The sequence below is a fragment of the Robiginitalea myxolifaciens genome (assembly GCF_900115205.1).
Taxonomy (GTDB): domain Bacteria; phylum Bacteroidota; class Bacteroidia; order Flavobacteriales; family Flavobacteriaceae; genus Robiginitalea; species Robiginitalea myxolifaciens.
The window spans coordinates 59,658-84,540 of record NZ_FOYQ01000001.1 but is presented as its reverse complement, the minus strand read 5'-3'; the positions used below and the strand labels follow the sequence as shown (position 1 = coordinate 84,540).

At 49.9% G+C, this 24,883-nt stretch carries 18 protein-coding genes; 2 read left to right on the top strand and 16 right to left on the bottom strand.

What is annotated here, in order from left to right:
• Positions 1-75: 75 nt before the first annotated feature.
• The 5 genes from BM318_RS00390 to BM318_RS00370 all read right to left on the bottom strand — a co-directional run bounded on the left by BM318_RS00390 (position 76) and on the right by BM318_RS00370 (position 6,717).
• Positions 76-1,440: a gliding motility protein GldB-related protein gene (locus tag BM318_RS00390; RefSeq protein ID WP_177218229.1), complete on the bottom strand. Its 1,365-nt coding sequence runs from the start codon at positions 1,438-1,440 to the stop codon at positions 76-78.
• Between the two features lie 56 nt (positions 1,441-1,496).
• Positions 1,497-2,837, bottom strand: a complete 1,341-nt coding sequence (locus BM318_RS00385; RefSeq protein ID WP_092979793.1) for a M28 family metallopeptidase — start codon at positions 2,835-2,837, stop codon at positions 1,497-1,499.
• 50 nt (positions 2,838-2,887) lie between these two features.
• Positions 2,888-3,517: a TMEM175 family protein gene (locus tag BM318_RS00380; protein WP_092979791.1), complete on the bottom strand. Its 630-nt coding sequence runs from the start codon at positions 3,515-3,517 to the stop codon at positions 2,888-2,890.
• Positions 3,518-3,522: 5 nt separating this feature from the next.
• Entirely contained in the window at positions 3,523-4,395 is an 873-nt protein-coding gene (locus BM318_RS00375; RefSeq protein WP_092979789.1) for a TolB-like translocation protein, read from the bottom strand.
• A 111-nt stretch (positions 4,396-4,506) separates the two neighbouring features.
• Entirely contained in the window at positions 4,507-6,717 is a 2,211-nt protein-coding gene (locus tag BM318_RS00370; protein WP_092979788.1) for a bifunctional alpha,alpha-trehalose-phosphate synthase (UDP-forming)/trehalose-phosphatase, read from the bottom strand.
• A gap of 122 nt (positions 6,718-6,839) precedes the next feature.
• Between BM318_RS00370 and BM318_RS00365 the strand changes: the two genes are divergently transcribed.
• On the top strand, positions 6,840-8,642 hold the full coding sequence (locus BM318_RS00365) for a glycoside hydrolase family 15 protein (RefSeq protein ID WP_092979786.1): 1,803 nt from the start codon (positions 6,840-6,842) through the stop codon (positions 8,640-8,642).
• 7 nt (positions 8,643-8,649) lie between these two features.
• On the opposite strand, the gene BM318_RS00360 is transcribed toward BM318_RS00365, so the two are convergent.
• From BM318_RS00360 to BM318_RS00325, 8 genes are all read right to left on the bottom strand, one after another.
• A complete protein-coding gene (locus BM318_RS00360) occupies positions 8,650-9,147 on the bottom strand; it encodes a hypothetical protein (protein ID WP_092979785.1) in 498 nt (165 codons plus the stop codon).
• A 109-nt stretch (positions 9,148-9,256) separates the two neighbouring features.
• Entirely contained in the window at positions 9,257-11,068 is a 1,812-nt protein-coding gene (locus BM318_RS00355) for an acyl-CoA dehydrogenase family protein (protein WP_092979782.1), read from the bottom strand.
• A gap of 65 nt (positions 11,069-11,133) precedes the next feature.
• Positions 11,134-12,321 (bottom strand): acetyl-CoA C-acyltransferase, encoded by a 1,188-nt coding sequence (locus BM318_RS00350; protein ID WP_092979780.1) that lies wholly within the window; start codon positions 12,319-12,321, stop codon positions 11,134-11,136.
• A gap of 17 nt (positions 12,322-12,338) precedes the next feature.
• Positions 12,339-14,744 carry a 3-hydroxyacyl-CoA dehydrogenase/enoyl-CoA hydratase family protein gene (locus BM318_RS00345; RefSeq protein WP_092979777.1) on the bottom strand — a complete coding sequence of 802 codons (2,406 nt, stop codon included), beginning with the start codon at positions 14,742-14,744 and terminating at the stop codon, positions 12,339-12,341.
• 48 nt (positions 14,745-14,792) lie between these two features.
• Positions 14,793-15,260, bottom strand: coding sequence for a MarR family winged helix-turn-helix transcriptional regulator (locus BM318_RS00340; RefSeq protein WP_092981992.1), 468 nt, complete (start codon positions 15,258-15,260; stop codon positions 14,793-14,795).
• Positions 15,261-15,376: 116 nt separating this feature from the next.
• Positions 15,377-17,152 (bottom strand): AMP-dependent synthetase/ligase, encoded by a 1,776-nt coding sequence (locus BM318_RS00335; RefSeq protein WP_092979774.1) that lies wholly within the window; start codon positions 17,150-17,152, stop codon positions 15,377-15,379.
• 86 nt (positions 17,153-17,238) lie between these two features.
• Positions 17,239-20,892: a phosphoribosylformylglycinamidine synthase gene (gene purL / locus BM318_RS00330; protein ID WP_092979773.1), complete on the bottom strand. Its 3,654-nt coding sequence runs from the start codon at positions 20,890-20,892 to the stop codon at positions 17,239-17,241.
• A 64-nt stretch (positions 20,893-20,956) separates the two neighbouring features.
• Entirely contained in the window at positions 20,957-22,171 is a 1,215-nt protein-coding gene (locus BM318_RS00325; RefSeq protein ID WP_092979771.1) for an RsmB/NOP family class I SAM-dependent RNA methyltransferase, read from the bottom strand.
• A gap of 63 nt (positions 22,172-22,234) precedes the next feature.
• Between BM318_RS00325 and BM318_RS00320 the strand changes: the two genes are divergently transcribed.
• Positions 22,235-23,299 (top strand): WD40/YVTN/BNR-like repeat-containing protein, encoded by a 1,065-nt coding sequence (locus BM318_RS00320; protein ID WP_245759695.1) that lies wholly within the window; start codon positions 22,235-22,237, stop codon positions 23,297-23,299.
• Between the two features lie 6 nt (positions 23,300-23,305).
• On the opposite strand, the gene BM318_RS00315 is transcribed toward BM318_RS00320, so the two are convergent.
• From BM318_RS00315 to BM318_RS00305, 3 genes are all read right to left on the bottom strand, one after another.
• The gene (locus BM318_RS00315; RefSeq protein WP_092979769.1) at positions 23,306-23,761 is read right to left on the bottom strand and encodes a hypothetical protein; all 456 of its coding nucleotides are present in this window, start codon (positions 23,759-23,761) and stop codon (positions 23,306-23,308) included.
• The gene (locus tag BM318_RS00310; protein WP_092979767.1) at positions 23,754-24,248 is read right to left on the bottom strand and encodes a hypothetical protein; all 495 of its coding nucleotides are present in this window, start codon (positions 24,246-24,248) and stop codon (positions 23,754-23,756) included. Before BM318_RS00310 ends, BM318_RS00315 begins: the two co-directional genes overlap by 8 nt.
• Before the next feature lie 73 nt (positions 24,249-24,321).
• Positions 24,322-24,870: an RNA polymerase sigma factor gene (locus tag BM318_RS00305; RefSeq protein WP_092979765.1), complete on the bottom strand. Its 549-nt coding sequence runs from the start codon at positions 24,868-24,870 to the stop codon at positions 24,322-24,324.
• Positions 24,871-24,883: the final 13 nt, after the last annotated feature.

The following is a 24,883-nucleotide window of genomic DNA, read 5'->3' as shown; positions in this document are numbered from 1 at the left end:
GGAACTTAAGACCGGATTATTAATGATGGCAATAATGCATAACAATTATCCTGCCATCTCGATTGAATGCTGTAACTAGGGGAGTATGTCTTCATCCATCCCCAATACCTCGGCATAGGAACTGCCTGCCACAATTTTTCGGAAATCATCCGTGGTCAGCAGTTCATTGACGGCATCTTGTTTATTCTCCTGTTGTTCGAAATAGGATTTCGTAATGAGGTATCCCAGGGTATACCCTAAATCTGCAGGGCGATCTTCGATACTACCGCCGTTGTAGAGCCACTTGCTATTGTCATCGCCCATCATTTCTTCTTTGAATTCTCCAAAAATCCAGGCGCTGTTGTCAGGATCGGCCATAAAAGTCAGGTTCTCATTTTCATGGGACGATCCCAGGCAAAGCTCTGCCAGAAAATCACAGACACCTTCCTGGATTGCCGCCGAGAGCAAGGTCTCCTGGTTGTCCCGATCCCGGTAGTGCTGTTGAAAATGCATGAGTTCATGGATGGTAAGCTGGGGCAGGGAGGTAAAGTCCATAATAGACTCCCGCTGCCAGTCGTTCAGAGATTCCACTGGCATCTCCGCGGACTTCCCGTACATGTCCCCACCCAGGAACATTCCCATTTCAGTTGCCGTTCCTCCTGAGTTCAGGATACCGGGAACCACAAAGACTTTAGGAAAGACGGCATTGGGATAATACTCCTTTAATCGGGACATAGCTTCCAGGATTTCACCGCGAATGGGAGCGAGGCTGTCGGCCTGGAACTGGCCTTCCAGATATTGGTAGTAATCCGGGGCTCCGTTGATCATTTGTCCGAACATATTATCAATACTACCGTAGCGAATAACATAGTAATCCCGGAGTTCCTGAGGCCCTTCAGCAATGAAGGATTTCAAGGCCAACCGGGCCTGGGTTGTATCGGCTACAGCTTTGTTGAAATGGGGCCAGAAGGCATCCATGGCTTCCGTGCGGAACTCAAAGTGCTCAATGTTGCCCAATAATTCCTGAATAGAGTCCAGGCGGCTTTGAAGACTCTCCCAAACCCCGCCCTCTGGAACGCGTCCAGGGCGTACAAATTTATCGAGAACGTTAGGGTCAGACATACCCTGGTCAATGGCCAGGTGCAACTGCTCTGCAGCCTGCTGATCCATACCTGCTTCCCAATACCCATAGGCAGCCTGAATGGAAAGTACGGATGAGCGCAAATCTTTGTTTGCTGCGGAGAGCGTATCCCCAAGCGCTTCAAACTGACGACTGGCGTTAAGTTGGTGGAAGTAATTGAACAATCCTTCCACATCCGGAAAATGCATGGTGGCAGGATCATACATGCTGGTTTCAGCTTCCTTGCTTTCCCCGCAGGAAGTGATCAGTAGCAATGCCAGTCCCGATGCCATGAAAACAGTATTTCTAAGGGCGAACAGGGATAGGGTTTTAGTTTTCATAGTAGGCACGGGTAGTTTCAGATTCATGAGCGATTTAATGTGGACTTATCCCCCCTTTAATCCCGAAATACACCTCCGGGAAAGACAACAGGGCTTTCATGACCATCGGGTCCAATCGCAGCTACTCCAAAGAAAAAGTTATCAATAACGATCCCTTCTAGCGTCGTTTCGGTGACATTCCCAACCATCCTGAAATGATCCCAGGTCGGGGAGGTGGTATCCCGCCAATATACTTTGTAGCCCACAGCACCCGGCGAAGCTTCCCAACGCAGTTTGGCTGAAGGCTCCACGATTCCACCGATTTCTACATTAGTCGGTGCTGGAGGGGCCCAGGCCAGGGAGGCGAGGGCAATAGCATTTACCGCGGTGAGTTTGGCTGCATACGGAAAGTTTACATGTTCCAACACATCGCCATAGGCGATTCCATCTTCGACGCGAATGTCCTGATGTTGCTGGGTATAATTTTCGTGAGCTTCCATGATACGGACCCCGGCAAATCCCAGATCGTTAAACGGCCGGTGGTGGCCGCCGCGTCCGAAGCGATCCAGACGATAAATCATCATCGGGTTCATCTCAGGCATATACGTCTGCGTAGTTTTGTGGATGTATCGGGCAAGTTGCCTAGAGATTCCATCCACTTCCCCTCCATAAAATCGACGCCCGCGTCTTTGCCTATCCGTCTCAGTCGGAGGAACGGGTTCAGAGAAAATTCGGAAATCGCGGTTGCTAATAACACCATCGAGGCCCCGGATATTTCCGATCATGTCATTGTTCAGTATTCCAATCAGGTTCCAGCCTTGTTCTTTGGCATAGGCAGCCAGGCCCCTTCCTCCAAACAAGCCCTGCTCTTCGCCTGAGAGCCCTGCAAAGACCACACTGGACTTAAACTGGTACTTGGAGAGCACCCGTGCGGCTTCAATAGTGCCTGCCATTCCGCTGGCATTGTCATTGGCTCCAGGAGAATCAGAGGTGAAATCGACAGGATCACTTACCCTTGAATCGATATCTCCGCTCATCATGATGTAGTTATCCGGAGTTTCCGTTCCTCTTAGGATAGCCACAACATTAACGACCCAGACATCGCGGATAATTCGGGATCCTTCCCCTTCTTTCACCAGATTTCGCTGATAAAAGACCTCGAGGCAACCCCCGCAATCGGCGGAGATTTTATCGAACTCGGCCTTGATCCAGCGACGGGCAGCCCCGATTCCTCGGGTCTGTGAGACGGTATCACTGAGGGTATGTCGCGTCCCGAATCCGGCCAGGGTAGCTACATCGGCTCCGATACGGCTTTCAGAGACAGCATCGATTATGTCGTAAATACGGGAATCGGTTTGCGAAAATACGGTCCCCGATAATCCGAGTAATGCGAGGAAGAACAGCAATCTAAGTTTCATATTTGCATGCTATTTTATAGTTATCAATAATGAGGGGAGGCAGGTCATGCTCAGGTTTCCCACTCCCCAAACTGTCGCCGGAAAAGGACAGAATGGAAGTAACACAAAGGTCCCAGTAATGCATAAACAAAACCTGGCAACCCAAAAGTAACTCCGATATTCATGGCAGAAAGCGCTACTGAAAGGACACCAACCACGATGTATATGCTAAAATGGCGTGCATAAAAATACAACACCAATGCCGATTCCATAGATTTTTCCTTCCGATAGGCACGGAAGTACATCAGGGCGTAACAGAGGAAAATAAGTGCAAAGCCAATACTGTATAATTCAAAAAGGCTCGCCAGTTCCGCCATTGTAATTCGTTCGGCGCCCAACCAGGAAGTCACCAAAGATTTCAGGGGGAAGACATAGTAGAGGATTACAAAGAGCAATAAGGTATTGAAGGTAATGATCCAGTAATCTACATAGCCCGATCTTCTGAAGTAATTGTAATGAACCACCCAAAAAGCCACCAGGACAAAGAAGCTAACCCCAAAAGCGATCAAGTCGGTCCATTGGGTCATCAGGGTTTTGAAGCCCCCTTCGAAATCCAGGCTAACGACCATCAGGGTCGCAGCAAAAGCGAAAACCCCATCACTGAATGCCTGAATTCGGTTACTGTCGTGAGGAAATTTCATAGGGATTAATTGCGTTGTGTTTTGGTATTGACCAGGGCGATCAGCGTTCCCTGCTTGTTAACGGCAATCCGACTTATTTGTCCGAAGTCATTACCCAACTCAACAGCAGTGTTCCATGCCGATTTTTCGGGATCCCAAAGCTGCAGGATACCGTCGCCTCCGCATAGGAGTAAGCCATTGGGAAGCCAGCAGACATCCTGTATCCCTTCCGGAAGGGGGGCAATGATCGCTGTGCTCCCCGAAATCGGGTCCATGGATTTCAGGATGGGTTTGCCATCTTCCAGGGAAACATAGCTGATCAGGTCCCGCCCGGGTATACGGTGCAGGCTGCGCCCTACTTTTTTCTGATAGGTATTTGCAGTTTGGTCTTCCGGGTAGGCTACCACCAGGTCCATTCGGTTTTCAGTGAGCACAGTGCACACCAGGATATTTGGACGAAACCAGAGATGGTACCCGATTTTCAGGTCGTCGAAGAGCACCTGTGATTTTTCCCGGTCCTTGAATTCATAGCGATAGAGCCGCTGCAGGCCGGTAGTGTCCAGGCGGATGGCGGAAACAGAATTTGTTTCAGGTATTTCCGTAGGGGAATATTCACTGCCTCCCGGGGTATTGGTAAGCCAGCTCCCATGCCCTGATTCCGGATCGTAATCGGCGATGTCCGTTTGTCCGTTTCGTGTTTTAGCATAAATCAGGATTTCACCATCCGAACGGAAAGAAGGCTGGTTGTCATAACCCGGATTGTTGCTGACATTGAAAGGGTTTTTCACCACAATGGCCTTGGAACTAAGCGTTAGTTCAGCAATGTAAACGTCGGTATCCGGTTGCCCGATAGCCAAAGAGGAAACGAACAGTAAACCGCAAGTGAGCAGGGATTTCATAGGTTGGTAGATTATAGCTAAGGCCTTGGCCAGAGTTCCTGTGAAAGTAGCGAAATACCCACAGGTTTACAATATTTCAATGCCTTAGCCGGTCTGTTGGGCTTAACGCGATCAGGGCTCGACGAAGCGCTGCAGCAGCCCGCGCACCGAAGAGATATTATCCACATAGTAGCGTGCCTGGGTCTTCATACGACCCACTTTTACCGTAACGGCGTCCTTGGGCAATTCCTGGAACATGAATTCATCGGTCCAGTCATCGCCAATCGCAAAAATAAAATCGTATTCCTTTCGCGCAATCATGCGCATTGCCGCACGGCCTTTGTTGACATTACTGCTTTTGATTTCGACAACTTTGTTGCCGTTGAGGACACTGAGGTCGTCGTTGGCGATCAGGGAGGTCAATACCGTATTGAGTTCCGTTGCCCGCTTTTGTCCGAAATCCGGGTCTGTATTGCGGTAATGCCAGGCCACGGAGTAATTCTTATCCTCGATAAAGGAGCCGGGAGTTCGATCCACAAAGGATTCCAGAACCGGACGAATCTTGTCCATCCAGTCGTTCTTCACGTTTTCGAGCATTTTAAACGGGGCGTTGTTTTCAGAGATCCACACCCCGTGTTCCACGATCATGGCATAGTCGCGACCATTGAACCAACGATCAAACGTGTCTTTGTCTCGCCCGCTAATCAGGAAGATATCCGTGTTTTCCTGACGGTACAGATTGTCGAGCAATTCGTAGAGTTCTTCATCAGGGGCTGCCTTTTGCGGGTCGGTGCGGAATCCGGCCAGGGTACCGTCATAATCCAGGAATAGGATCCTTCGCTTTGCTTCCCTGTAGGTCTTAATCAAGGTATTGGTCAGGTCTACCGAAAGTCGGCTGGCCACCTGGGAATAATCTCGGTTTTGCTGGGCTTTCAGGGAATCCATAAAATCCCGCGCCCACTTTTCGACGTTGTATCGTTCCAATCGCTTTTGCATTGGTGCATTTCGGGCGATCTGCTCGGAAACCGGCATGGTTATCGCCTGGTGCAGCGAATCGGCGATCTGCTCAAAGTTGTTCGGGTTAATCAGGAGGGATTCATGCATTTCATTGGCGGATCCGGCCATTTCGGATAGTAGCAAAACCCCGGTCTGGTCGGTGCGTGTGGCAATATATTCCTTGGCAACCAGGTTCATTCCATCCCGAATGGGGGTAAGCCAGGCAATGTCGCAGGTGGTATACAGGTCTATCAGGTTGTCAAATGGCAGGGATCGATAAAAGTACCAGATTGGAGTCCAGCTCACTGTGGAGATTTCCCCATTAATCCGCCCCACTAGTTCATCTATTTCTTTCTTGAGTAGCTGATACTGGGGAACCAGGGATCGGGAGGGTACGGCCAGAATAATCAGCCGTACTTTTTCCTTGTATTCCGGATATTTCTGGAGGAAGTATTCAAAGGCCTTGATCCGTTTTGCAATCCCTTTACTGTAATCCAGGCGATCAATGGAAAGGAAGAATTTGGCATTGGGGGTGGAAGCTTTGTGCGAATTCAGGCGCTGTTGCAGGTCCGATTCCTCCCCGGGCTTCATCTCGCGATGCCGGATCGCCGCCTCGTGGAATTTTTTGTAGTCGATCCCCATAGGAAAAGAATCGACCTTGGCCACTCTGTCGTCGAGGTGAATTTCATTGAAGCTCACTTCATGCCCCAGGATACGCCGGACCGAACTCAGAAAGTGACGTTCGTAGTCGTAGGTATGGAAACCGATGAGGTCCGACCCCAATAATCCCGCCAGCACTTCCCGACGCCAGGGCATGGTTCGGAAGATCTCATAAGAAGGGAAGGGGATATGCAGAAAAAACCCAATGGAAAGGCCAGGTCGCTCCGCCCGAAGCATTTCCGGGACCAGCATTAGCTGGTAATCGTGAACCCACACAACATCATCTTCAGAAGTCTGCTCCAGAATAGCATCCGCAAATTTTCGATTGACAGCTTCATAAGCCTCCCAGAAATCCCACTCAAACTCTGTGTATTCCATAAAATAATGGAACAGGGGCCAGATTGTCCGGTTGCTGAATCCAAAGTAAAACCCATCGACTTCCTCCTGACTGAGGGCTACCTTGCTACAACCCTGCCCGGCAAGGGCCTCGTCAATGTCCCCGACTAAATCTTCCGGAATTTCCTCCTGGGTCAGGCCACTCCACCCGATCCACAGGCTTTCGCCCCCACTGTGCACGGATTTCATCCCTGTGGCCAGCCCACCGACACTGGGAATGGCAGTGATCTTGCCTTCGGAAATTTGCAATTGAACGGGGAGTCTGTTGGAAACGATGATGGTTTTACTCATTTATGGAGCGATTTGGCGATTATAGCGGTGATATTTCCGCGATTTGCTTGCTATTTGTCTAAATTTCGTGAAATTCGTGGGCCTATCCAATTCTAGCAATCACTAATCCTAAAATCCAATTTATGGATAACCTCAATTATGGAATAATAGGCAATTGCCGTTCGGCGGCCCTTATTTCTCAATCCGGTTCTCTGGACTGGTGTTGTTTGCCCGAATTCGATTCCCCTTCCATCTTCGCAAAACTCCTCGATGAGAAAAAGGGAGGTAGTTTTGAATTTCTGGTCGATGAAAGCTATCGAATAACCCAGCGCTACAAAAAGAATACGGCCCTTCTGATTACCCGCTTTGATAACGGGGAAGACATCTTTGAAGTGCGGGATTTTATGCCCCGCTACCTGCGCGAAAACGGTAATCATTATTCCCCCCCGGAAATTATCCGATATGTACGCCTGATTAAAGGCAATCCTGAATTCAGCGTGAAATTTGACCCCAAGCTGGAGTACGCCAAGGGGAAAACAGAAACCTATGTCAAGCACGCCTTTGTGGTAAGCCTCAATCGCGGTAAGCGTTTTGATACGGTTTTCCTCTATACCTCCTTCAATAAAAACGCTGTGGCCGATGGGCGTAAGATTCAATTGAAGAAGGACGGCTACTTCCTCCTGTCCTACAACGAAAAACTGTTCCGCCCGAATGTTCGAAAGACCTATCTGGAAATGGAACGGACCAAGGTATACTGGCTCAATTGGAGTAACCAGACACCGGATTACCGACGCTACGACAAGCAGATCAAGCGCTCGGCCATAACGCTGAAATTACTGAGCTATGATCGCTCCGGGGCCATCCTTGCAGCGGCAACCACCTCCCTGCCGGAAACGATAGGAGAAGTGCGGAATTGGGATTACCGCTTTTGCTGGATCCGGGATGCTTCCATGGTCGTGAAGGTAGTTTCCGAACTCGGACATAAAAACGTAGCCAGGCGTTATCTGAACTTTATCGTGGATTTGATTCCGGACAAAGACGAGAAATTGCAGATCATGTACGGGATCAACAAGGAAAAGAAGCTCACAGAAGCTACCCTGGACCACCTGGAAGGCTATAAGGGATCCAAACCCGTGCGCATTGGAAACGCAGCGTATAAGCAGCAGCAAAACGATATTTACGGGATTCTTATGGATGTTATCCACGCCCAACTCGTCCGCTTCAAAAACAATATCGACCATGGCGAAGAACTGTGGAGCCTTACCAAAGGAATTGTCTGGATTGTAGATAAACACTGGCAAGAGCCAGATAAAGGTATTTGGGAATTCCGATCCGAAGACCGGCATTTCACCTTTTCCAAGGTACTGTGCTGGGTAGCCATTGACCGGGCTATCAAGATTGCCCGAATTTTCAACAAACAGCGCAAAATCGACAAATGGTCGGTGCTGGAACAACAGATCCGGGAAGATATCCATGAAAACGCCTGGAATCCCAAGGTGAAGGCCTTTACCCAGAGCTACGGCTCCTCGGATATGGACGCGTCGGTACTGCTCATGGAAAGCTATGGCTTTATCCATGCCCGGGACGAAAAATTCATCAGCACCGTGAAAGCGGTTGAGAAGGAGTTGAGTAACGACGGCCTGCTCTACCGCTACAAGAACCAGGACGATTTTGGATTACCCTCTTCTTCCTTCACCATCTGTACCTTTTGGTTTATCAATAGCCTCTTTAAGATAGGAGAGGAGGAGCGGGCGCAGCAGCTCTTTGATCAATTGCTTTCGTACAGCAACCACCTCGGTCTTTTCAGCGAGGATATCGATTTCAAAACCAAGCGACTGTTGGGGAATTTCCCTCAGGCGTACTCCCACCTGGCCTTAATCGAATGTGCGATAAACTTTTCCAACAAGGATAGCGTGGAACGCGTTTTGGAATCGATGAAAAATTAAGTCTGACTTAATCCAGGGGGAAGCTCAATTCCAGGGATTGTCCGACTTGCAGTCGCTTCCAGTTCTCCAACAGCTCCTGGAGCCTCTCTTGAATGGACGCCAAACGCTCCGGGCTTAGGTTTTTCGGATAGCTCAGCTCGTTTTCCGCGAGGATCTCGGCCAACTGCTTCCGAATATCTGTCGTGGAGTCCTGGATGGCGTGAACCTGCAGTAAATTAACCAGGTGCTCGGTTTGTAGGGATTCTTCGGGCAAATTCGCCGGGATCAGGGCTTCGGGTCTTTTATCCCTGGGCAATTCAAAATCCTCGATAGCATAGCCTTCCGCCAACAACCCGTAGAAGGCTTGAGAAAAGCCGAGTTCCATCTCTACCGCGTAATGGGCGAGATCGTGAAACGCCATGGCGTGCTGCATGCGGGAAAAGGTGATGGAACCATCCGGGCGCTCACACCTCAGGATGGCCAGGTCTCTTTTCTTCTGTAGCTGGATTTTCAAATGGGATGGCATGCTCACTTGTTCTACCATCCAAATGTAATGGAATCCTTCATCACCTTTAAAACAAAACCGCCCCCAATCGGGGGCGGTTCCAATTTAGCCTCAATTAGGCAGCATTGAATTAGTCAAAGGTGTACCCACCGGCTTCCGCAACACTGTCGGCGATCATCTCGCGCAGCGCAACTACGTTGGGGGTATTGGTATATTTTGTGAAGCGTTTGAGCCCCATGAGCATCATGCGTTGTTCATCGCCTTCTGCGAAGGACACTATGGCTTCTTTTCCTTTTCGAATTACGATGTCGGTAGCTTCGTAAAGGTTCAAACGCGCCATCGCAATTTGGGTCTGCTGTGCAGCTTCCCCTAGCTTTTTGGCATTCTTTTCAGCGCGAAGCACTGCGGATTCTGCCATATAGATTTGAATCAGGATATCGGAGGCAGCCATCAGTAGTTGTTGGTGCTCCTCGAGATCAGGTCCAAAGGTTTGCACTGCTTTCCCGGCAACCATCAGGAACACCTTTTTCAGGCGCTTGATCAAGTCTTTCTCTTCAGAAAATAACTCGGAAAAGTCCGGGGTGTCAAAAGAAGGTATACCCATAAGCTCTTCGCCAACCGCTGTGGCCGGCCCAAGTAGATCTACGTGGCCTTTCATGGCTTTCTTGACCAGCATCCCTACGCTGAGCATGCGATTGATCTCATTGGTTCCCTCATAAATCCGGGCAATTCGGGCGTCCCTCCAGGCCGATTCCATAGGAGTATCGGCGCTGAAGCCCATTCCTCCGAAAATCTGGATTCCTTCGTCTGTGGTTTCCTGAACATCTTCGGATACGGCAACTTTCAGGATGGAACACTCAATGGCGTACTCTTCCACACCCTTCAACTCCGCTTCCTGATGGGAGTTCCCGGCAGCTACGCGAAGCTCAATGCGGTCCTGGATATTTTTAGCTGCGCGATAGCAGGCAGCTTCTCCCACATAGGCATTGGTTGCCATCGTGGCGATCTTAGCCTTTATCGCTCCAAAATTGATGATCGGTGTTTTGAACTGTACCCGTTCCTTGGCATAGGTTACTGCCTCATCAGTTACCCGACGTTGGGCTTCCAGACAGGCAGCAGCCAACTTGATTCTTCCTACATTCAGGGCGTTCATGGCAATCTTAAAGCCATTTCCCCTTTCGGAAAGCATGTTTTCGACAGGCACCTTGGTTTCGTTAAAGAATACCTGGCGGGTAGAGGAGGAATGGATTCCGAGTTTCTTCTCTTCGTCTCCCAGGGAAATGCCATTCTCCGGATCATTTTCAACAATAAAGCCAGTGATATTCTTATCGTCGCCGATCCGTGCAAAGACAATAAACAAGTTGCAGAAACCGGCATTGGAAATCCACATTTTCTGACCGGAGATCAGGTAATGTTTCCCGTCATCGGTCAGCACAGCTTTGGTTTTCCCGGAATTCGCATCCGATCCCGCTCCGGGTTCGGTTAGGCAGTATGCGCCAAACCATTCTCCGCTCGCGAGTTTAGGAACGTATTTCGTTTTCTGCTCCTCGGTTCCGTACAGGGTAATTGGCATGGTTCCAATCCCGGTATGGGCACCAAAAGCTGTGGAGAAGGAACCTGTGGCTCCGGAAATGTAATCACAAACCAGCATGGTGTCTACGAATCCCATGCCCATTCCACCGTAGGCTTCTGGAACAGAAATACTCAAAAAGCCCATTTCACCGGCTTTTTGCATACACGTTTTGGTGTACTCGTAGTCTTTTTGTTCAAAGCGCTCCCAGTGGGCCCATAGTTCGCGGTCTACAAATTCGACCGTACTGTCGCGCATCATGCGCTGTTCCTCACTCAGGTCTTCCAGGGTAAAAACGTCTTCACAGGCCGTTTCCTTTACCAGGAATTGTCCGCCGCGCAGGATTTCCTTTTCCTTGGTTTCTGTACTCATGTTAATGGTATTAATAGGTTATTTTCTTTTTCAGTTCTATTTATGACTTAGCCACTCGGGTTCGCCTACGACAAAAACTCGTAAACGCCCGCTGCTCCCTGACCAGTTCCCACACACATGGTAACCATGCCGTATTTCCCGTTTAAGTTGCGGTGGCGCATTTCGTCAAAAAGTTGAACGGAAAGCTTTGCACCGGTACATCCCAGGGGGTGACCCAGGGCAATGGCTCCTCCATTTACATTGACGATATCCGGGTTCAGACCCAGCTCGCGAATCACCGCGAGGGACTGGGAGGCAAAGGCCTCATTCAATTCGATCAATTCCAGGTCCTTAATTTCTTTTCCAGCCAGTTTGAGGGCTTTTGGAATAGCCTTAACCGGTCCTATACCCATAATTCGGGGTTCCACGCCAACAGCTGCGTAATTCACCAGGCGGGCAATAGGCTCCAGGTTCAACTCCTTAACCATTGCTTCGCTCATGACCATCACAAAAGCGGCCCCATCGCTCATTTGTGAGCTGTTGCCGGCTGTGACACTTCCACCATCCGCAAATACAGGACGCAAGCGCCCCAAAGCAGCAATATTAGTGTCTGCACGTGGTCCCTCGTCTTGTTTTACCTCGTAGGAATCCGTGGTTTTTTTGTCGTTTTTGACATAGGTATGCTCTACGGAAATCGGAACAATCTGACTGTCAAATTTGCCTTCGGCCTGTGCTTTCAGGGCGCGTTGATGTGATTCAAAGGCAAAGGCATCCTGGTCTTCTCTTGAAATCTTATACTCGTTGGCAACGGCCTCTGCGGTGAGTCCCATACCCCAGTAGTAATCTTCGTGTCCGGCCTTGGCGAGTCCGTAGTCCGGAACGGGTTTATATCCTCCCATGGGGATGTAGCTCATGGATTCCGCGCCACCCGCAATAATACACTCGGCCATTCCCGATTGGATTTTGGCCGTGGCCATCGCAATCGTTTCCAGTCCGGATGCACAATAACGGTTCACGGTCACACCCGGAACATCTTCAATATGCAAGCCCATCAGGGAAATGAGTCGCGCCATATTGAGGCCTTGTTCCGCCTCGGGCATGGCATTACCCACAATTACGTCATCGATTCGTTTCTTGTCCAACTCGGGCAGCTGTTCCATCATGTAGGAGATGGTTTCCCCGGCCAACTCATCCGGTCTTTTGAACCTGAAGGTACCACGGGGTGCTTTTCCAACGGCCGTGCGATAAGCTTTTACGATATATGCTGTTTTCATCTTGTTTGCCTTTAATATTAATTGCGCAATGGCTTGCCCTTTTGTAACATATGTTGGATTCTTTCCAGGGTTTTACGCTCGGTGCATAAGGAAAGGAAAGCTTCCCGTTCCAGGTCGAGCAGGTAGCGCTCGCTCACATAACTCGCCTCTGAGAGATCTCCCCCGGCCATAACCCAGGCCAGCTTGTTTGCAATTTTCTTGTCGTGATCTGATATGTATTTACCGGCTTGCATGGAATCCGTTCCTACCAGGAACATTCCAAGTGCCTGTTTTCCGAGGACCTTGACATCCGTGCGTTCTACCGGACGGGTATATCCCTGGTCGGCCAGCAGGGAGGCATAGGCCTTTGCTGTAGCAATTTGCCGATCTTTATTGACGACTACGACGTCTTTCCCTTTCTGAAGGATTCCCGTATCGAAAGCTTCGTAGGCGGAAGTGCTCACTTTGGCAGTACCAATGGTCAGGAAATATTCCCGGAGCACGTTAAGTTCCACATCGTTCTTTTGGAAGGTGTCCGAAGCGCGGAGGGTCATTTCTTTGGAACCGCCTCCGCCTGGAATGACACCTACACCGAATTCTACCAGCCCGATATAGGTTTCGGCTGCGGCAACCACTTTGTCGGCGTGTAGGCTTAACTCGCAACCGCCACCCAGGCACATACCATGGGGTGCCGCGATTACCGGGATATCTGAATAGCGCATACGCATCATGGTGTCCTGGAAGTACTTGATGGCCTGGTTCAGCTCATCGTATTCCTGCTCCACAGCCATCATGAAGATCATTCCGATATTGGCCCCTACAGAGAAATTGGCCGCCTGGTTCCCAACGACCAGTCCGCGGAAATCCTTTTCGGCCATGTCCACAGCGGTATTCAGACCAGCCAGGACATCTCCACCAATCGTATTCATTTTGGAACGGAATTCTACATTGAGGATACCATCTCCAAGGTCTTCTACAACCACACCACTGTTCTTAAAGACAGCTTTGGATTCCCGGATATTATCGAGGATAATAAAGGCATCCTGACCGGGCTTGCGCTCCACGCTACCCGCATCGATGTCGTAGAAGTAGGTAGCCCCCTCACGAACTTCATAGAAAGCGTTTACCCCTTTGTCTTTCATCGTATTTACCCAGGCTGCCACTTCCTGTCCGGCTTCCTGCGCCAGGGCAATACCTTTGTCGAGGCCCACAGCGTCCCAGATTTGGAAAGGTCCGTGCTCCCAGCCAAACCCCGCCTTCATGGCATCGTCTATTTTATAGAGCGCATCCGTAATCTCCGGGATGCGATGGCTCACGTAGGCAAAGAGCGCTCCGAGGGTTTGTCGGTAAAATTCCCCTGCCTTGTCTTTTCCTCCTATAAGGATAGGGAAACGATCAATTACCATGTCGACGCTTTTAGTAAGCTCGAGGGTAGCAAATGAGGCCTTTTTGCGAGACCGGTAGTCCATAGAATCCAGGTCCAGGGTCAGGATTTCGCTTTTTCCATCCTTACCGCTTACTTTCTTGTAGAAGCCCTGTCCGCTTTTACTTCCCAACCATTTATTGTCGAACATGGTCTGGATAAATTCCGGTAGCTGGAAAAGTTCCTTGCGTTCGTCGTCAGGACAGTTTTCACCTATTCCGTTGGCCACATGCACCAGGGTATCGAGCCCTACCACATCTACGGTACGGAAGGTTGCCGATTTAGGCCGGCCAATAACCGGGCCGGTGAGCTTATCTACCTCCTCAACGGTAAGCCCCATTTCCTTTACAGCATGGAAAAGACTCATGATGCTGAAGATCCCGATTCGGTTTCCGATAAAAGCTGGGGTGTCTTTAGCAACTACCGAGGTTTTCCCCAGATATTTTTCGCCATAGGAATTCAGGAACTCCAGTACTTCTGGGTCTGTTTTTGGCCCAGGTATGATTTCAAAGAGCTTTAGGTAACGCGCCGGGTTAAAAAAGTGTGTCCCGCAAAAGTGTTTCTGGAAGTCATCACTTCGCCCTTCATTCATGAATCGGATGGGGATTCCCGAAGTGTTGGAACTGATCAAAGTGCCTGGTGTTCTATGTGCATCGAGTTTTTCGAACACTTGCTTTTTGATATCAAGGCGCTCTACTACAACCTCGATGATCCAATCCACTTCAGCTACCCTGGCGATATCGTCGTCAAGATTACCCGTTTGGATCCTGCTGGCCATGTCCTTATGGTAGATAGGAGAGGGCTTGGATTTAAGCGCCTTGGTCAGGGAGTCATTTACCAGCCGGTTGCGAACGCGTTTGTCCTCCAGCGTAAGGCCTTTGGCTTTCTCCGCTTCGGTCAGTTCCCTGGGAACGATGTCCAATAAGAGCACCTGTACGCCTATATTGGCGAAATGGCAGGCAATCCCGCTCCCCATGATTCCGGAACCGATTACTGCTACCTTATTAATGTGTCTGTTCATAATAGAAAGTTCTGTCTGGATACTATTTCGTGTGGAAAATTTTCTGCTTTAACTGGATTTGGATGCGGGGGTTTCCTCGGTTACCGGGTAGATTCTCTTTTCGGCGATCAGCTGGTTAATTTTGGTGCTGACTTCGAAAAACCCTTCGAGTGCGGCCGGTTTAACTACGGAACGCACGGCTTCGTTGAAGCGAAGTACTACAGCTTTGGAATCCTCCCGCATGGTCCGGCCGAAAGGGGTAAGGTGGATCAGCACGCTGCGCCCATCCTCCGGATTAGGACGACGTTCGATCAGGCCTTTTTCCTCCATACTCTTCAAGATTCGCGAAAGACTGGTGGCTTCCATCCCCATTTTCGGACCCAGGGCGGTAGAGGGTGTGCCCTCGCGCGGATCAATGCTCAACAGGCAAAAACCAACGGCCATAGTTCCGTCAAATTTTTTGGCTTCCTCATTATACATACGGGCAACTGCTTGCCAGGTAGCCCGCAATGCATAATCAATGGTCAAATCTTTCATGTTGCCAAAATTGTTGGATTCCAAATATAGCAAAAATTATTATGCATGCATAATAAATTACTAAAATAAACTGGAAACACTAGACAGGTGGGTCTGACCCTATTTACGTTGAGAATTTAATCCTGGTGACCGTAGATATCGTTGTAGAGGGAGCGGTATTTTTCCTTGATAATCTTACGCTTGAGTTTCATAGTAGGGGTGAGGTGGCCACCTTCTACAGACCAGGCATCGTCCGTCAGGCGGAAGGTTTTTACTTTCTCCCACTTGGCGAACTCCTCATTGGCCTTACTCACTTCCTCTTCAATGCGGTCCAGGACTTTGGGATCCCTGAGTAGGGAACCATTTCCACTGTTGGCGATTCCATGGCGTTCTGCCCAGGATTCCAAAAATTCAAAATTTGGTTGGATCAATGCCGCTGGCATTTTTTCTCCTTCGCCTACGACCATTACCTGCTCAATAAAGCGCGATTGTTTCAGACGATTCTCTAAGAGCTGAGGGGCAACGTATTTTCCACCCGAAGTTTTAAACATCTCCTTCTTGCGATCCGTGATGCGCAGGAATCCTTCCGAATCGATCTCGCCAATATCCCCAGTATGGAAATACCCGTTTTCGAGCACCTCATTGGTCTTTTCAGGATCCTTGTAGTATCCCAACATCACGTTCGGGCCTTTGCACAGGATTTCACCATCCGAAGCAATTTTGACTTCCACCCCGGTAATGATTCGCCCGACACTACCGATTTTCCACCCGCGATTCCGTTGGTCGTTAACGGAAATAACCGGAGATGTTTCCGTAAGGCCATATCCTTCCATAACCGGGATGCCCGCTGCTGCAAAAACCCGTGCCAAACGCGGTTGTAAGGCCGCACTTCCGCTGACCATGGTCTGTAGGTTTCCGCCCAGGGCTTCCTGCCACTTCGAAAAGATCAGTTTTCGGGCAATTTTGAGCTTGGTTTCATACCACCACCCATTGGCACCGTAGGGTTCAAATTTCAAGCCCAGTTCTACTGCCCAGAAAAACAGTTTTTTCTTGACCCCGGTAAGATCTGCTCCCCGCGCCACGATCTTGTCGTAGACTTTTTCCAATAACCTCGGTACCACCGTCATCACATCCGGCTTAACCTCCTTCAGGTTATCGCTAATCATGTCGAGACCTTCGGCAAAATTCACACTGATTCCGCAATACTGATAGAGGTAGAGAATCATGCGTTCAAAAATGTGGCAAACCGGCAGAAAACTTAAAGCCAGCCCACCATATTCAAAGGGGACCCGTTCATCGCTGGCCAACACATTGGAAACAATATTGTCGTGGGATAGCATTACTCCCTTGGGTCTTCCGGTTGTCCCGGAGGTGTAAATTAAGGTAGCCAGATCCTCGGGCTTTACAGCATCCATGCGCTGCTGCACTTCGGCCTGGTTGGAATCATCGGCACCTTTTTCCAAAAGCTCTGCCCAATGCAGGCAGCCTTCAATTTTATCAAAACTATACACCGCTTTCAGGCCAGGTACTTCCTTTTCAATAGCACGAACCTTCCCGAGAACTTCTTCACAGGAAACAAAACAATAGGAACTCCCGGAGTGATTCAGGATATACGCGTAGTCTTCTTCTGAAATAGTCGGATAAATAGGCACGTTCTGTGCCCCGATTTGAAGGATACCGGTGTCCATGATATTCCACTCGGTCCGGTTGGTCATGGAGATCACACCAATCTTGTCTCCGGGTTGAACCCCCATACGCAATAAGGCGCGGCTTACCGCATTAGCCCGATCTAGAAATTCCTGGGAGGAAATACCTTCCCATACCCCATTTTGTTTCATCACCCACGCACGCTCAAGGGGGTTATTCTCGATTTGGTAGCGAGCGATATCAAATAATCGGGTTACAGTAGCCATAGTTAGTTTCGTTCTGGATACTGCAAAATAAGAAAAGGCTTCGGTATTCTAAAATGGCTTAGCGGGCGCTCAGGTACTGGGCGCGATCAACTATTTTTTTCTACCCACTCCCGGGCATTGATGAATGCCTGCAACCAGGGACTGACTTCGTCTTTGCGATCCTCGGGGTAATAAGCCCAATTCCAGGGGAATATGGAGCGTTCAATATGCGGCATGGTCACCAAATGCCGGCCGCTGGAATCGCATAACATCGCGGTGTTGTAATCACTTCCATTGGGGTTGGATGGATATCCTTCATATCCGTATTTGGCAACGATGTGATACTGGTCTTCCTCATGGGGTAGGTCAAATTTACCTTCCCCGTGGGAGATCCAGACGCCAAGGCGGGCTCCTTCGAGGTTTTCAAGCATTACCGAACGGTTAGGACCTACCACAACGGAGGTAAAGGCACTCTCGTGTTTTCCGGAATGGTTATACGTCATTTTGCCGTGCACCTCGTGGTCGGGATGAATCAGTTCCAGTTCCATAAATAGCTGACAGCCATTACAGATTCCAACGGACAGGGTATCGGGTCTTGAAAAGAAATCCTTCAGGGCCTTATTGGCTTTTTCATTGTATTTGAAAGCACCGGCCCATCCTTTGGCACTACCCAGCACATCTGAATTCGAAAACCCACCTACAGCACCGATAAACCGAATGTCCTCCAGGGTTTCCCGCCCGCTGATCAGGTCGGTCATATGCACATCTTTGACATCGAATCCTGCTAAATACATGGCGTGTGCCATTTCCCGCTCCGAGTTACTGCCCTTTTCCCTCAGAATGGCTGCCTTGGGACGCGACTTGCTCTGCTCCGAAATTTTGCCTCTGAACTTTTTCGGAAATTCATAGTGCAGTGGCTGGTTTTTATAGTTTTCATAGCGGGCAGCGGCCAGCTCTCCTGCGGTTTGCTTCTGATCCAGGAGGAAGGAAGTGCGGTACCAGGTATCGCGCAAAGCCGCGATATCCAATTGCATACTCTGCCGGAAGTTTTTGATTTGCATGGTTCCCGAATCATCTACATCGCCAATTCGCACGGCCCCAATTTCGGATGCCAATATTTCGCGGGCCGCTTTGGCATCCCGCGCTTGAAGAATTACCCCTGCATTTTCAGCGAAAAGCAAGCGAATCGTATCTGCTTCTTCCAGGGACGTAAGGTCGAGGTTTGCCCCAATCCCCGGGGTGGCAAAACAGCCTTCGAGTAAGCTCGTAATCAGGCCTCCTGAGGCAACATCATGTCCTGCGAGAATTTGGCCTTCCCGGATAAGGTCTTGCAGGGTGTCAAAAGCTTTGGCAAAGTAAGCGGCGTCCTTGACGTCCGGAGCTTTACTCCCAATACTGCCGAGTACCTGAGCAAATGAAGATCCCCCCAGTTCAAAGGAACTCGCCGAAAGTGGAACATAAAAGAGCTCGCCTCCCTCGGATTTAAAAACAGGCTCAACGACTTCCCCGATGGCATCACAATGCCCGGCGGCGGAGATGATAACCGTTCCGGGAGCCAGGACATCACCATCCGGATACTTTTGCTTCATAGACAGGGAATCCTTACCGGTTGGGATATTGATACCCAGAGCAATTGCAAATTCTGAAGCGGCTTCAACGGCATCGTACAGGCGGGCGTCTTCGCCGGGGTTATTACACGGCCACATCCAGTTGGCAGAAAGGGAGACAGACTTTAGTCCCTTGGATAAAGGGGCCCAGACCAGGTTGGTCAGGGCTTCGGCAATACTGTTGCGGCTACCTGCACCCGGATGTATCAATGCGGAAACCGGGGAGTGGCCTATGGAAGTAGCAAGGCCTTCTTTTCCTTTAAAGTCCAGAGCCATTACCCCACAGTTATTCAGGGGTAGTTGCAAGGGTCCGGCACATTGTTGCTTAGCTACCCTGCCACCAACGCAGCGGTCTACTTTATTGGTAAGCCAGTCCTTACAGGCCACGGCTTCCAACTGGAGAACCTGTTCAAGATACTCGTGGAAGCGCTCAATCTGGTATTCTTTTTCCTCATAACGGCGATTGATTCGCTTGTCGGACATGATGGTCTTGGGCGAGCTGCCAAACATATCGGCCAGCGAAAGATCCATTGGAGATCGCTGCTCATGGGCAAAGGTGAAGCGATGGTCGCCGGTCACTTCCCCGACATCGTAGAGGGGAGCGCGCTCCCGATCGGCAATACGCCGTAGCAGGTGGGTGTCTTCAGGGCCTATTACAAGCCCCATGCGTTCCTGGGATTCGTTCCCGATAATCTCTTTAGCCGAAAGCGTAGGATCCCCGACCGGCAGTTTATTGAGATCAATCCGCCCGCCCGTTTCCTCCACCAATTCTGAGAGGCAATTCAGGTGGCCTCCCGCACCGTGATCGTGAATAGACACGATGGGGTTTTCGGCTCCTTCCACCAGGCCGCGGATTGCATTGGCTGCACGTTTCTGCATCTCCGGATTGGAGCGCTGAACGGCGTTTAGTTCTATCGCTGAGCTGAATTCCCCGGTGTCTGCACTGGACACAGCAGCGCCCCCCATACCGATACGGTAGTTGTCGCCACCCATAACGAGGATGCGGTCCCCTTTTGAGGGTGTATCCTTTAAGGCTTGGTCTGCTTTGCCATACCCAATACCTCCCGCGAGCATGATCACTTTGTCAAAGCCGAGGAATCGATCTCCTTCCTGGTGCTCAAAAGTGAGCACGGATCCACTGATCAGGGGTTGCCCGAACTTATTTCCGAAATCGGAAGCTCCGTTGGAAGCCTTGATCAGGATATCCATGGGCGTTTGGTAAAGCCAATTGCGCTCCCGGGAGAATTTCTCCCAGGGGCGATCCTGTTCCAATCGGGAATAGGCCGTCATGTAAACAGCAGTACCGGCCAGGGGCAATGCTCCTTTTCCTCCTGCAAGCCGATCCCGGATTTCTCCCCCGGAGCCCGTCGCTGCACCATTAAACGGTTCTACAGTGGTTGGAAAATTGTGGGTTTCCGCTTTCAGGGAAAGTACCGACTCGAATGGTTTTTCCTCATAGAAGTCCGGCTTATCGGCCGTTTTTGGTGCAAACTGGATAGCTTGCGGGCCCTTGATAAAGGCCACATTGTCCTTGTAGGCCGAAACAATGTCATTTGGATTTTGCCGGGATGTTTTCTTTATCAACCCGAATAAGGATTCCGGCATCTCCAGATGGTCGATAACGAAAGTCCCGTTGAAAATCTTATGGCGGCAATGCTCTGAGTTTACCTGGCTAAACCCGAAGACTTCGGAATCGGTCAGCGGCCGGCCCAGACGTTCGCTCAATGATTCCAGGTAGTGGACTTCTTCCTCGCTGAGGGCGAGCCCTTCCTCCTGGTTATATGCGCCAATATTGGTAATGTCCCGAATGGCTTCCGGCTCGTGATCAATTCGGAAAATGTCCTGATCCAGCCCATTGAATTTTTGGCGAAGCATGGGATCAAAGTCCTGGAAACCTTCTGAAACCCGATCGTAAACTTCGATACGCAATATTCCTGAAATCCCCATATTCTGGGTGATTTCCGTAGCGTTCGTACTCCAGGGGGTTACCATTGCAGCCCGGGGACCAACAAAAAAGGCGTCTACAGACGCCGATTCCAAAAGTGGAAGATTCCCAAAAAGCCAGCTTAGTTTTTCGAGGTCGGCAGCGCTCGGGGTGTTGTTGGTTTGTAAGGCGTAAATCTTGGTCTGAGGGTCTCCGAAAAAGAGGATCATGGGCAGTTGGCCTTTATGTTTTCAAAGCGCGATCGAACAGGGTTTGAATCGCGGCGTAAAGGTATCATTTTCTTTCAAGAAGCGCCAGATAGAATCCGTCAAATCCGGAGGCTGAAGCAAATATTTTTTCATCCTTTACCAGCTTAAACGCTGCCCCAGCCTCGGTATCGAGAAACCAATCTACTTGCTGTCGATTTTCCTGGGGAAGGATGGAACAGGTGGCATATACCAATTTCCCGCCAGGACTAAGTAAGCGACTGTATCCGGACAAGATTTCCCGCTGCGTTTGAACAAGGGTTTCGATTTGGTCAGGCCTCAATTTCCATTTCGTATCGGGGTTGCGGCGTAAAACCCCGAGTCCACTGCACGGGGCATCGATCAGTATGCGATCAAATTTACCCTTCTGGCGTTTCAGGTCCGATGGTCCCTTGACGGCCCGGGCTTCAATACAGAAGGCACCGGCCCTGCGGGCACGTTTTTTTAGTTCGTTTAATTTTCCCGGGTAGATGTCGGTGGCCAGGATACGTCCTTTATTTTCCATGAGCGCCGCCAGATGCAGGGTCTTTCCTCCTGCGCCGGCACAACAGTCCAATACGCGCATTCCCGCGCCAACATCCAATAGGGGAGCTACCCGCTGAGAAGAAGCGTCCTGTACTTCGAACCAGCCTTCAGAAAATGATTTTGTCTTAAACAGATTGCCACGCTTGCGGAGAACCAGGGCTTCTGGTTGCCCTTTTATGGGATCGGTTTCAAAGCCCTCTTCAGTAAGAGTGGCCTGGAGTAGCTTCGGGTTAGTCTTAAGCGTATTGGTTCGGATTACTACCGGTGCCACTTGGTTCAGGGCGCTGAGCTCTGCCTCCCAAAGCGTCTCGCCAAGGCCTTCCAATCCTATTTGGTCGAGCCAGTCCGGGATGGATTCGCGATAAACGCGTTCTTTTTGCAAGGCATCAAAACGACCTTTAATTCTGCGCTCCGGGGTGCCTTTAAACTCAGGCCAATCAGGGAGCGAAATTCCCCTGAGAACGGCCCATACTGCAAAGATTCTGAACCCGTCCTGCCGGTTAGTCATTCGTTGTCCCACACCTGCAATTTCCGTGTAAAGCCGCTTGTAGCGAACGATTTCATAGCAGGTTTCGGCTATAAATCCCCGATCACGACTGCCCCAGCGTTTATTGCTCTTCAACAAACGCTCTATGGCTTTATCGGCATAGGTGTCCTTTGAAAAGATCAGCTCCAATCCCTGGACTACGGCTTCAACTAAATTTCGATGTAATCGCATAGTCGGCAAAGGTATTGCTTTGCCTTTAATTCCCTTATCTTTCCAGCAAGTGGAAATATATGTATGATGCAAAAACGTAAGAACAGCGATATAGTAACCCTTCCAATCCTGACAATGGTGGTGGCCATTAGCCTGTTTAGCTGTGGCCAGGAGCAGGAAAGTCATGCCTATACCCAGGTGGCTGAAACCGTTTTATGGGAAGACTCCGTTTCGGTGAGGGCATTAGAAATTATGCCGGGGGCTGTAGCCTTTGCAGGAAGTGCAGGAACTTTTGGAACCATTTCACTCGCGGATGGCCAGGTACGTGTCGGTAGGCAACAACAGGATAGCTTGTACCCTGAATTTCGCGCCCTTGCCCATACAGCATCTGACTTTTTCATGTTGTCGGCGGGCGATCCGGCCCTGTTGTACAAAACTGGAAATTCCGGCAATATGGAGTTGGTCTACTCAGAATCGGGCCCGGAAGTATTTTACGACGCCCTGGCCTTTTGGAACGACAAAGAGGGGATTGCTTTCGGGGACGCACAGGGAGACTGTCTGACGCTACTGCGAACCACAGATGGCGGAACTAGCTGGGGGAAAATTCCTTGCACAGCGCTACCCGTGGCCTTGCCAGGCGAAGGGGCCTTCGCGGCAAGTGACACCAATATCGAGATCTGGGAGGACGAAGCCTGGATAATTACCACAAAAGGCCGAATTCTCTATAGCCCGGATCGCGGCCAGAACTGGTCGGTTCTCCAAAGCCCTATTGCTCCTGAAGTGGCCACTCAGGGACTTTATAGCATGGATTTTTACGAAGGGAAATACGGATATGCCATTGGCGGTGATTATACACAACCCGAAGGAAATACCAACAACAAGATGCGAACTTCTGATAGTGGTAAGACCTGGGAAGTCGTAGCCGATGGCAATGCGCCCGGATACAAGAGTTGTGTCCAGTATATTCCGGGGGCCGGGGGATCGGATTTGGTAGCTGTGGGATTTACAGGGATAAGCTATTCTGGAGATGGGGGTCTTAACTGGAAGGCCCTATCGGAGAGCTCCTATTACAGCATCCGATTTATTAATGACTCCATAGCCTACGCGTCAGGTCGCGGCAGGGTTTCCCGGCTTGTATTCCGTAAATAATTATGACTAAGGAATAGGATGTCCGCCGTTTTGTCCACGTCGGTTGCGATACTCTCGTAGCATTCGCCTGCGGAATTCATGCTCGGCCTGGAAGAGTTTGAGCACCTTGGTTGCCGACATCCGTTCGCTCAGGGTCTGATAAAAAGTCTTGTCCAGTTCCTCCTGCTGTTCCTCCAGTTCTAGGTACCGTTTCAGTATGGTATTGGCCTGGGATTCTGAGTATCCTCCTGCACCGATCTTATCCCTTACGTCGCGTTTTTCCTGCTGCATGAGCTGCTGGCGACGCTCTTGATAATCGTTATAGAGGGGCCAGAAGATTTCGGCTTCCTCGGAACTCAGACCGATTCGCTCTGTGAAAAAGGCAATCTTCAGCGCTTTAATCTTTTCGCTGGATTGTTGTGCCTGTATTGAACCAAAGGCACAAAATAGTATCGTTATAACAGTAATAAGTTGCTTACTCATTGTCCGTGTCCTTAAATAATTCTTCCAGGGCATCCGGATCCTGATCCAGATAATCCAATAACTGCTCCTCTGCAGGCTCGACCTCGATCAAATCTTCCGCGCTTAAACTTTCCGGCGGGAAATTTTCTGCCCATTCATAGGCGCTCAAATCCTCATAGCCCACTTCCAGATAATTCTCGATTTCCGCATCTGCGAGATCCGAGAAGGTAGGGGATGCGTAATTCGAGCCGGGCTGTAAAACCACAAAAAGGATAATGGCTGCAGCAACAGCACCACTCCAGGCCAGCAATTGCGGCCTTAGCTTTCGAACCTTTCCAGGACTTTCTGTGAGTCGCTGCTCCAGTTTCTCCCCGAAACTTTCGAAAAAGCCTTCAGGCACGGAAAAACCGTCGGAATCCTCAGCGTTAAGGCGCTTTCCGAGTTGTTCCTGAAAGTTTTCGAAATACTTATCAGGTGTCTTAAATCCGTCCCTGGAATGTTGCTTCATTTATTAAATTACGTTAGGTCTTTTATCTTTAGACGTCTGCCCGCACAAAAGGTTTAATCCCAAGCTGTGATTTTTAAGCATTTACGCCTTTAATATACTCTTCAATCTTTTTACTTGCCAAATGGTAGGAAGCCTTCAGAGCTCCTTCCGAGGTCTCCAGGATATCTGCCATATCCTTGTATTTGAGCTGCTGGTAATACTTCATGTTAAAAACCAACCGCTGTTTTTCGGGAAGTCCAGCAATAGCCTGTTGTAATAATAATTGTGCCTGATCCCCATCAAAATAAGGGTCAGCGGCCAATTTTCCAGCCAGATAGGATTGCTGCTCCTCATCCTTTAGTTTGCGCATCCTGGTTTCAGTTTTCAAAAAACTCAGGGCTTCATTCGTAGCTATTCGGTACATCCAGGAATACAGTTTACTCTGTTCATTGAATTTACCGATGTTCCGGTATATTTTAATAAAGGTATTCTGGAGGACGTCGTCTGCATCGGCATGGACCAGGACAATTCTTCGCACATGCCAATACAGGCGCTCCTGATAGGTTGCTACCAGTTCCTTAAAAGCCAATTCTCGCGTAGAATCGCTTTGAAGCCGTGCTATGAATTCGGTCTCCGTTCCCATTAGGATCTGTACT

Bases quoted from the DNA above. Each gene is read 5' to 3' on its own strand.
- BM318_RS00390 (WP_177218229.1), bottom strand. From the start codon at position 1,440: ATGAAAACTAAAACCCTATCCCTGTTCGCCCTTAGAAATACTGTTTTC.
- BM318_RS00385 (WP_092979793.1), bottom strand. From the start codon at position 2,837: ATGAAACTTAGATTGCTGTTCTTCCTCGCATTACTCGGATTATCGGGG.
- BM318_RS00380 (WP_092979791.1), bottom strand. From the start codon at position 3,517: ATGAAATTTCCTCACGACAGTAACCGAATTCAGGCATTCAGTGATGGG.
- BM318_RS00375 (WP_092979789.1), bottom strand. From the start codon at position 4,395: ATGAAATCCCTGCTCACTTGCGGTTTACTGTTCGTTTCCTCTTTGGCT.
- BM318_RS00370 (WP_092979788.1), bottom strand. From the start codon at position 6,717: ATGAGTAAAACCATCATCGTTTCCAACAGACTCCCCGTTCAATTGCAA.
- BM318_RS00365 (WP_092979786.1), top strand. From the start codon at position 6,840: ATGGATAACCTCAATTATGGAATAATAGGCAATTGCCGTTCGGCGGCC.
- BM318_RS00360 (WP_092979785.1), bottom strand. From the start codon at position 9,147: ATGCCATCCCATTTGAAAATCCAGCTACAGAAGAAAAGAGACCTGGCC.
- BM318_RS00355 (WP_092979782.1), bottom strand. From the start codon at position 11,068: ATGAGTACAGAAACCAAGGAAAAGGAAATCCTGCGCGGCGGACAATTC.
- BM318_RS00350 (WP_092979780.1), bottom strand. From the start codon at position 12,321: ATGAAAACAGCATATATCGTAAAAGCTTATCGCACGGCCGTTGGAAAA.
- BM318_RS00345 (WP_092979777.1), bottom strand. From the start codon at position 14,744: ATGAACAGACACATTAATAAGGTAGCAGTAATCGGTTCCGGAATCATG.
- BM318_RS00340 (WP_092981992.1), bottom strand. From the start codon at position 15,260: ATGAAAGATTTGACCATTGATTATGCATTGCGGGCTACCTGGCAAGCA.
- BM318_RS00335 (WP_092979774.1), bottom strand. From the start codon at position 17,152: ATGGCTACTGTAACCCGATTATTTGATATCGCTCGCTACCAAATCGAG.
- purL (WP_092979773.1), bottom strand. From the start codon at position 20,892: ATGATCCTCTTTTTCGGAGACCCTCAGACCAAGATTTACGCCTTACAA.
- BM318_RS00325 (WP_092979771.1), bottom strand. From the start codon at position 22,171: ATGCGATTACATCGAAATTTAGTTGAAGCCGTAGTCCAGGGATTGGAG.
- BM318_RS00320 (WP_245759695.1), top strand. From the start codon at position 22,235: ATGATGCAAAAACGTAAGAACAGCGATATAGTAACCCTTCCAATCCTG.
- BM318_RS00315 (WP_092979769.1), bottom strand. From the start codon at position 23,761: ATGAGTAAGCAACTTATTACTGTTATAACGATACTATTTTGTGCCTTT.
- BM318_RS00310 (WP_092979767.1), bottom strand. From the start codon at position 24,248: ATGAAGCAACATTCCAGGGACGGATTTAAGACACCTGATAAGTATTTC.
- BM318_RS00305 (WP_092979765.1), bottom strand. From the start codon at position 24,870: ATGGGAACGGAGACCGAATTCATAGCACGGCTTCAAAGCGATTCTACG.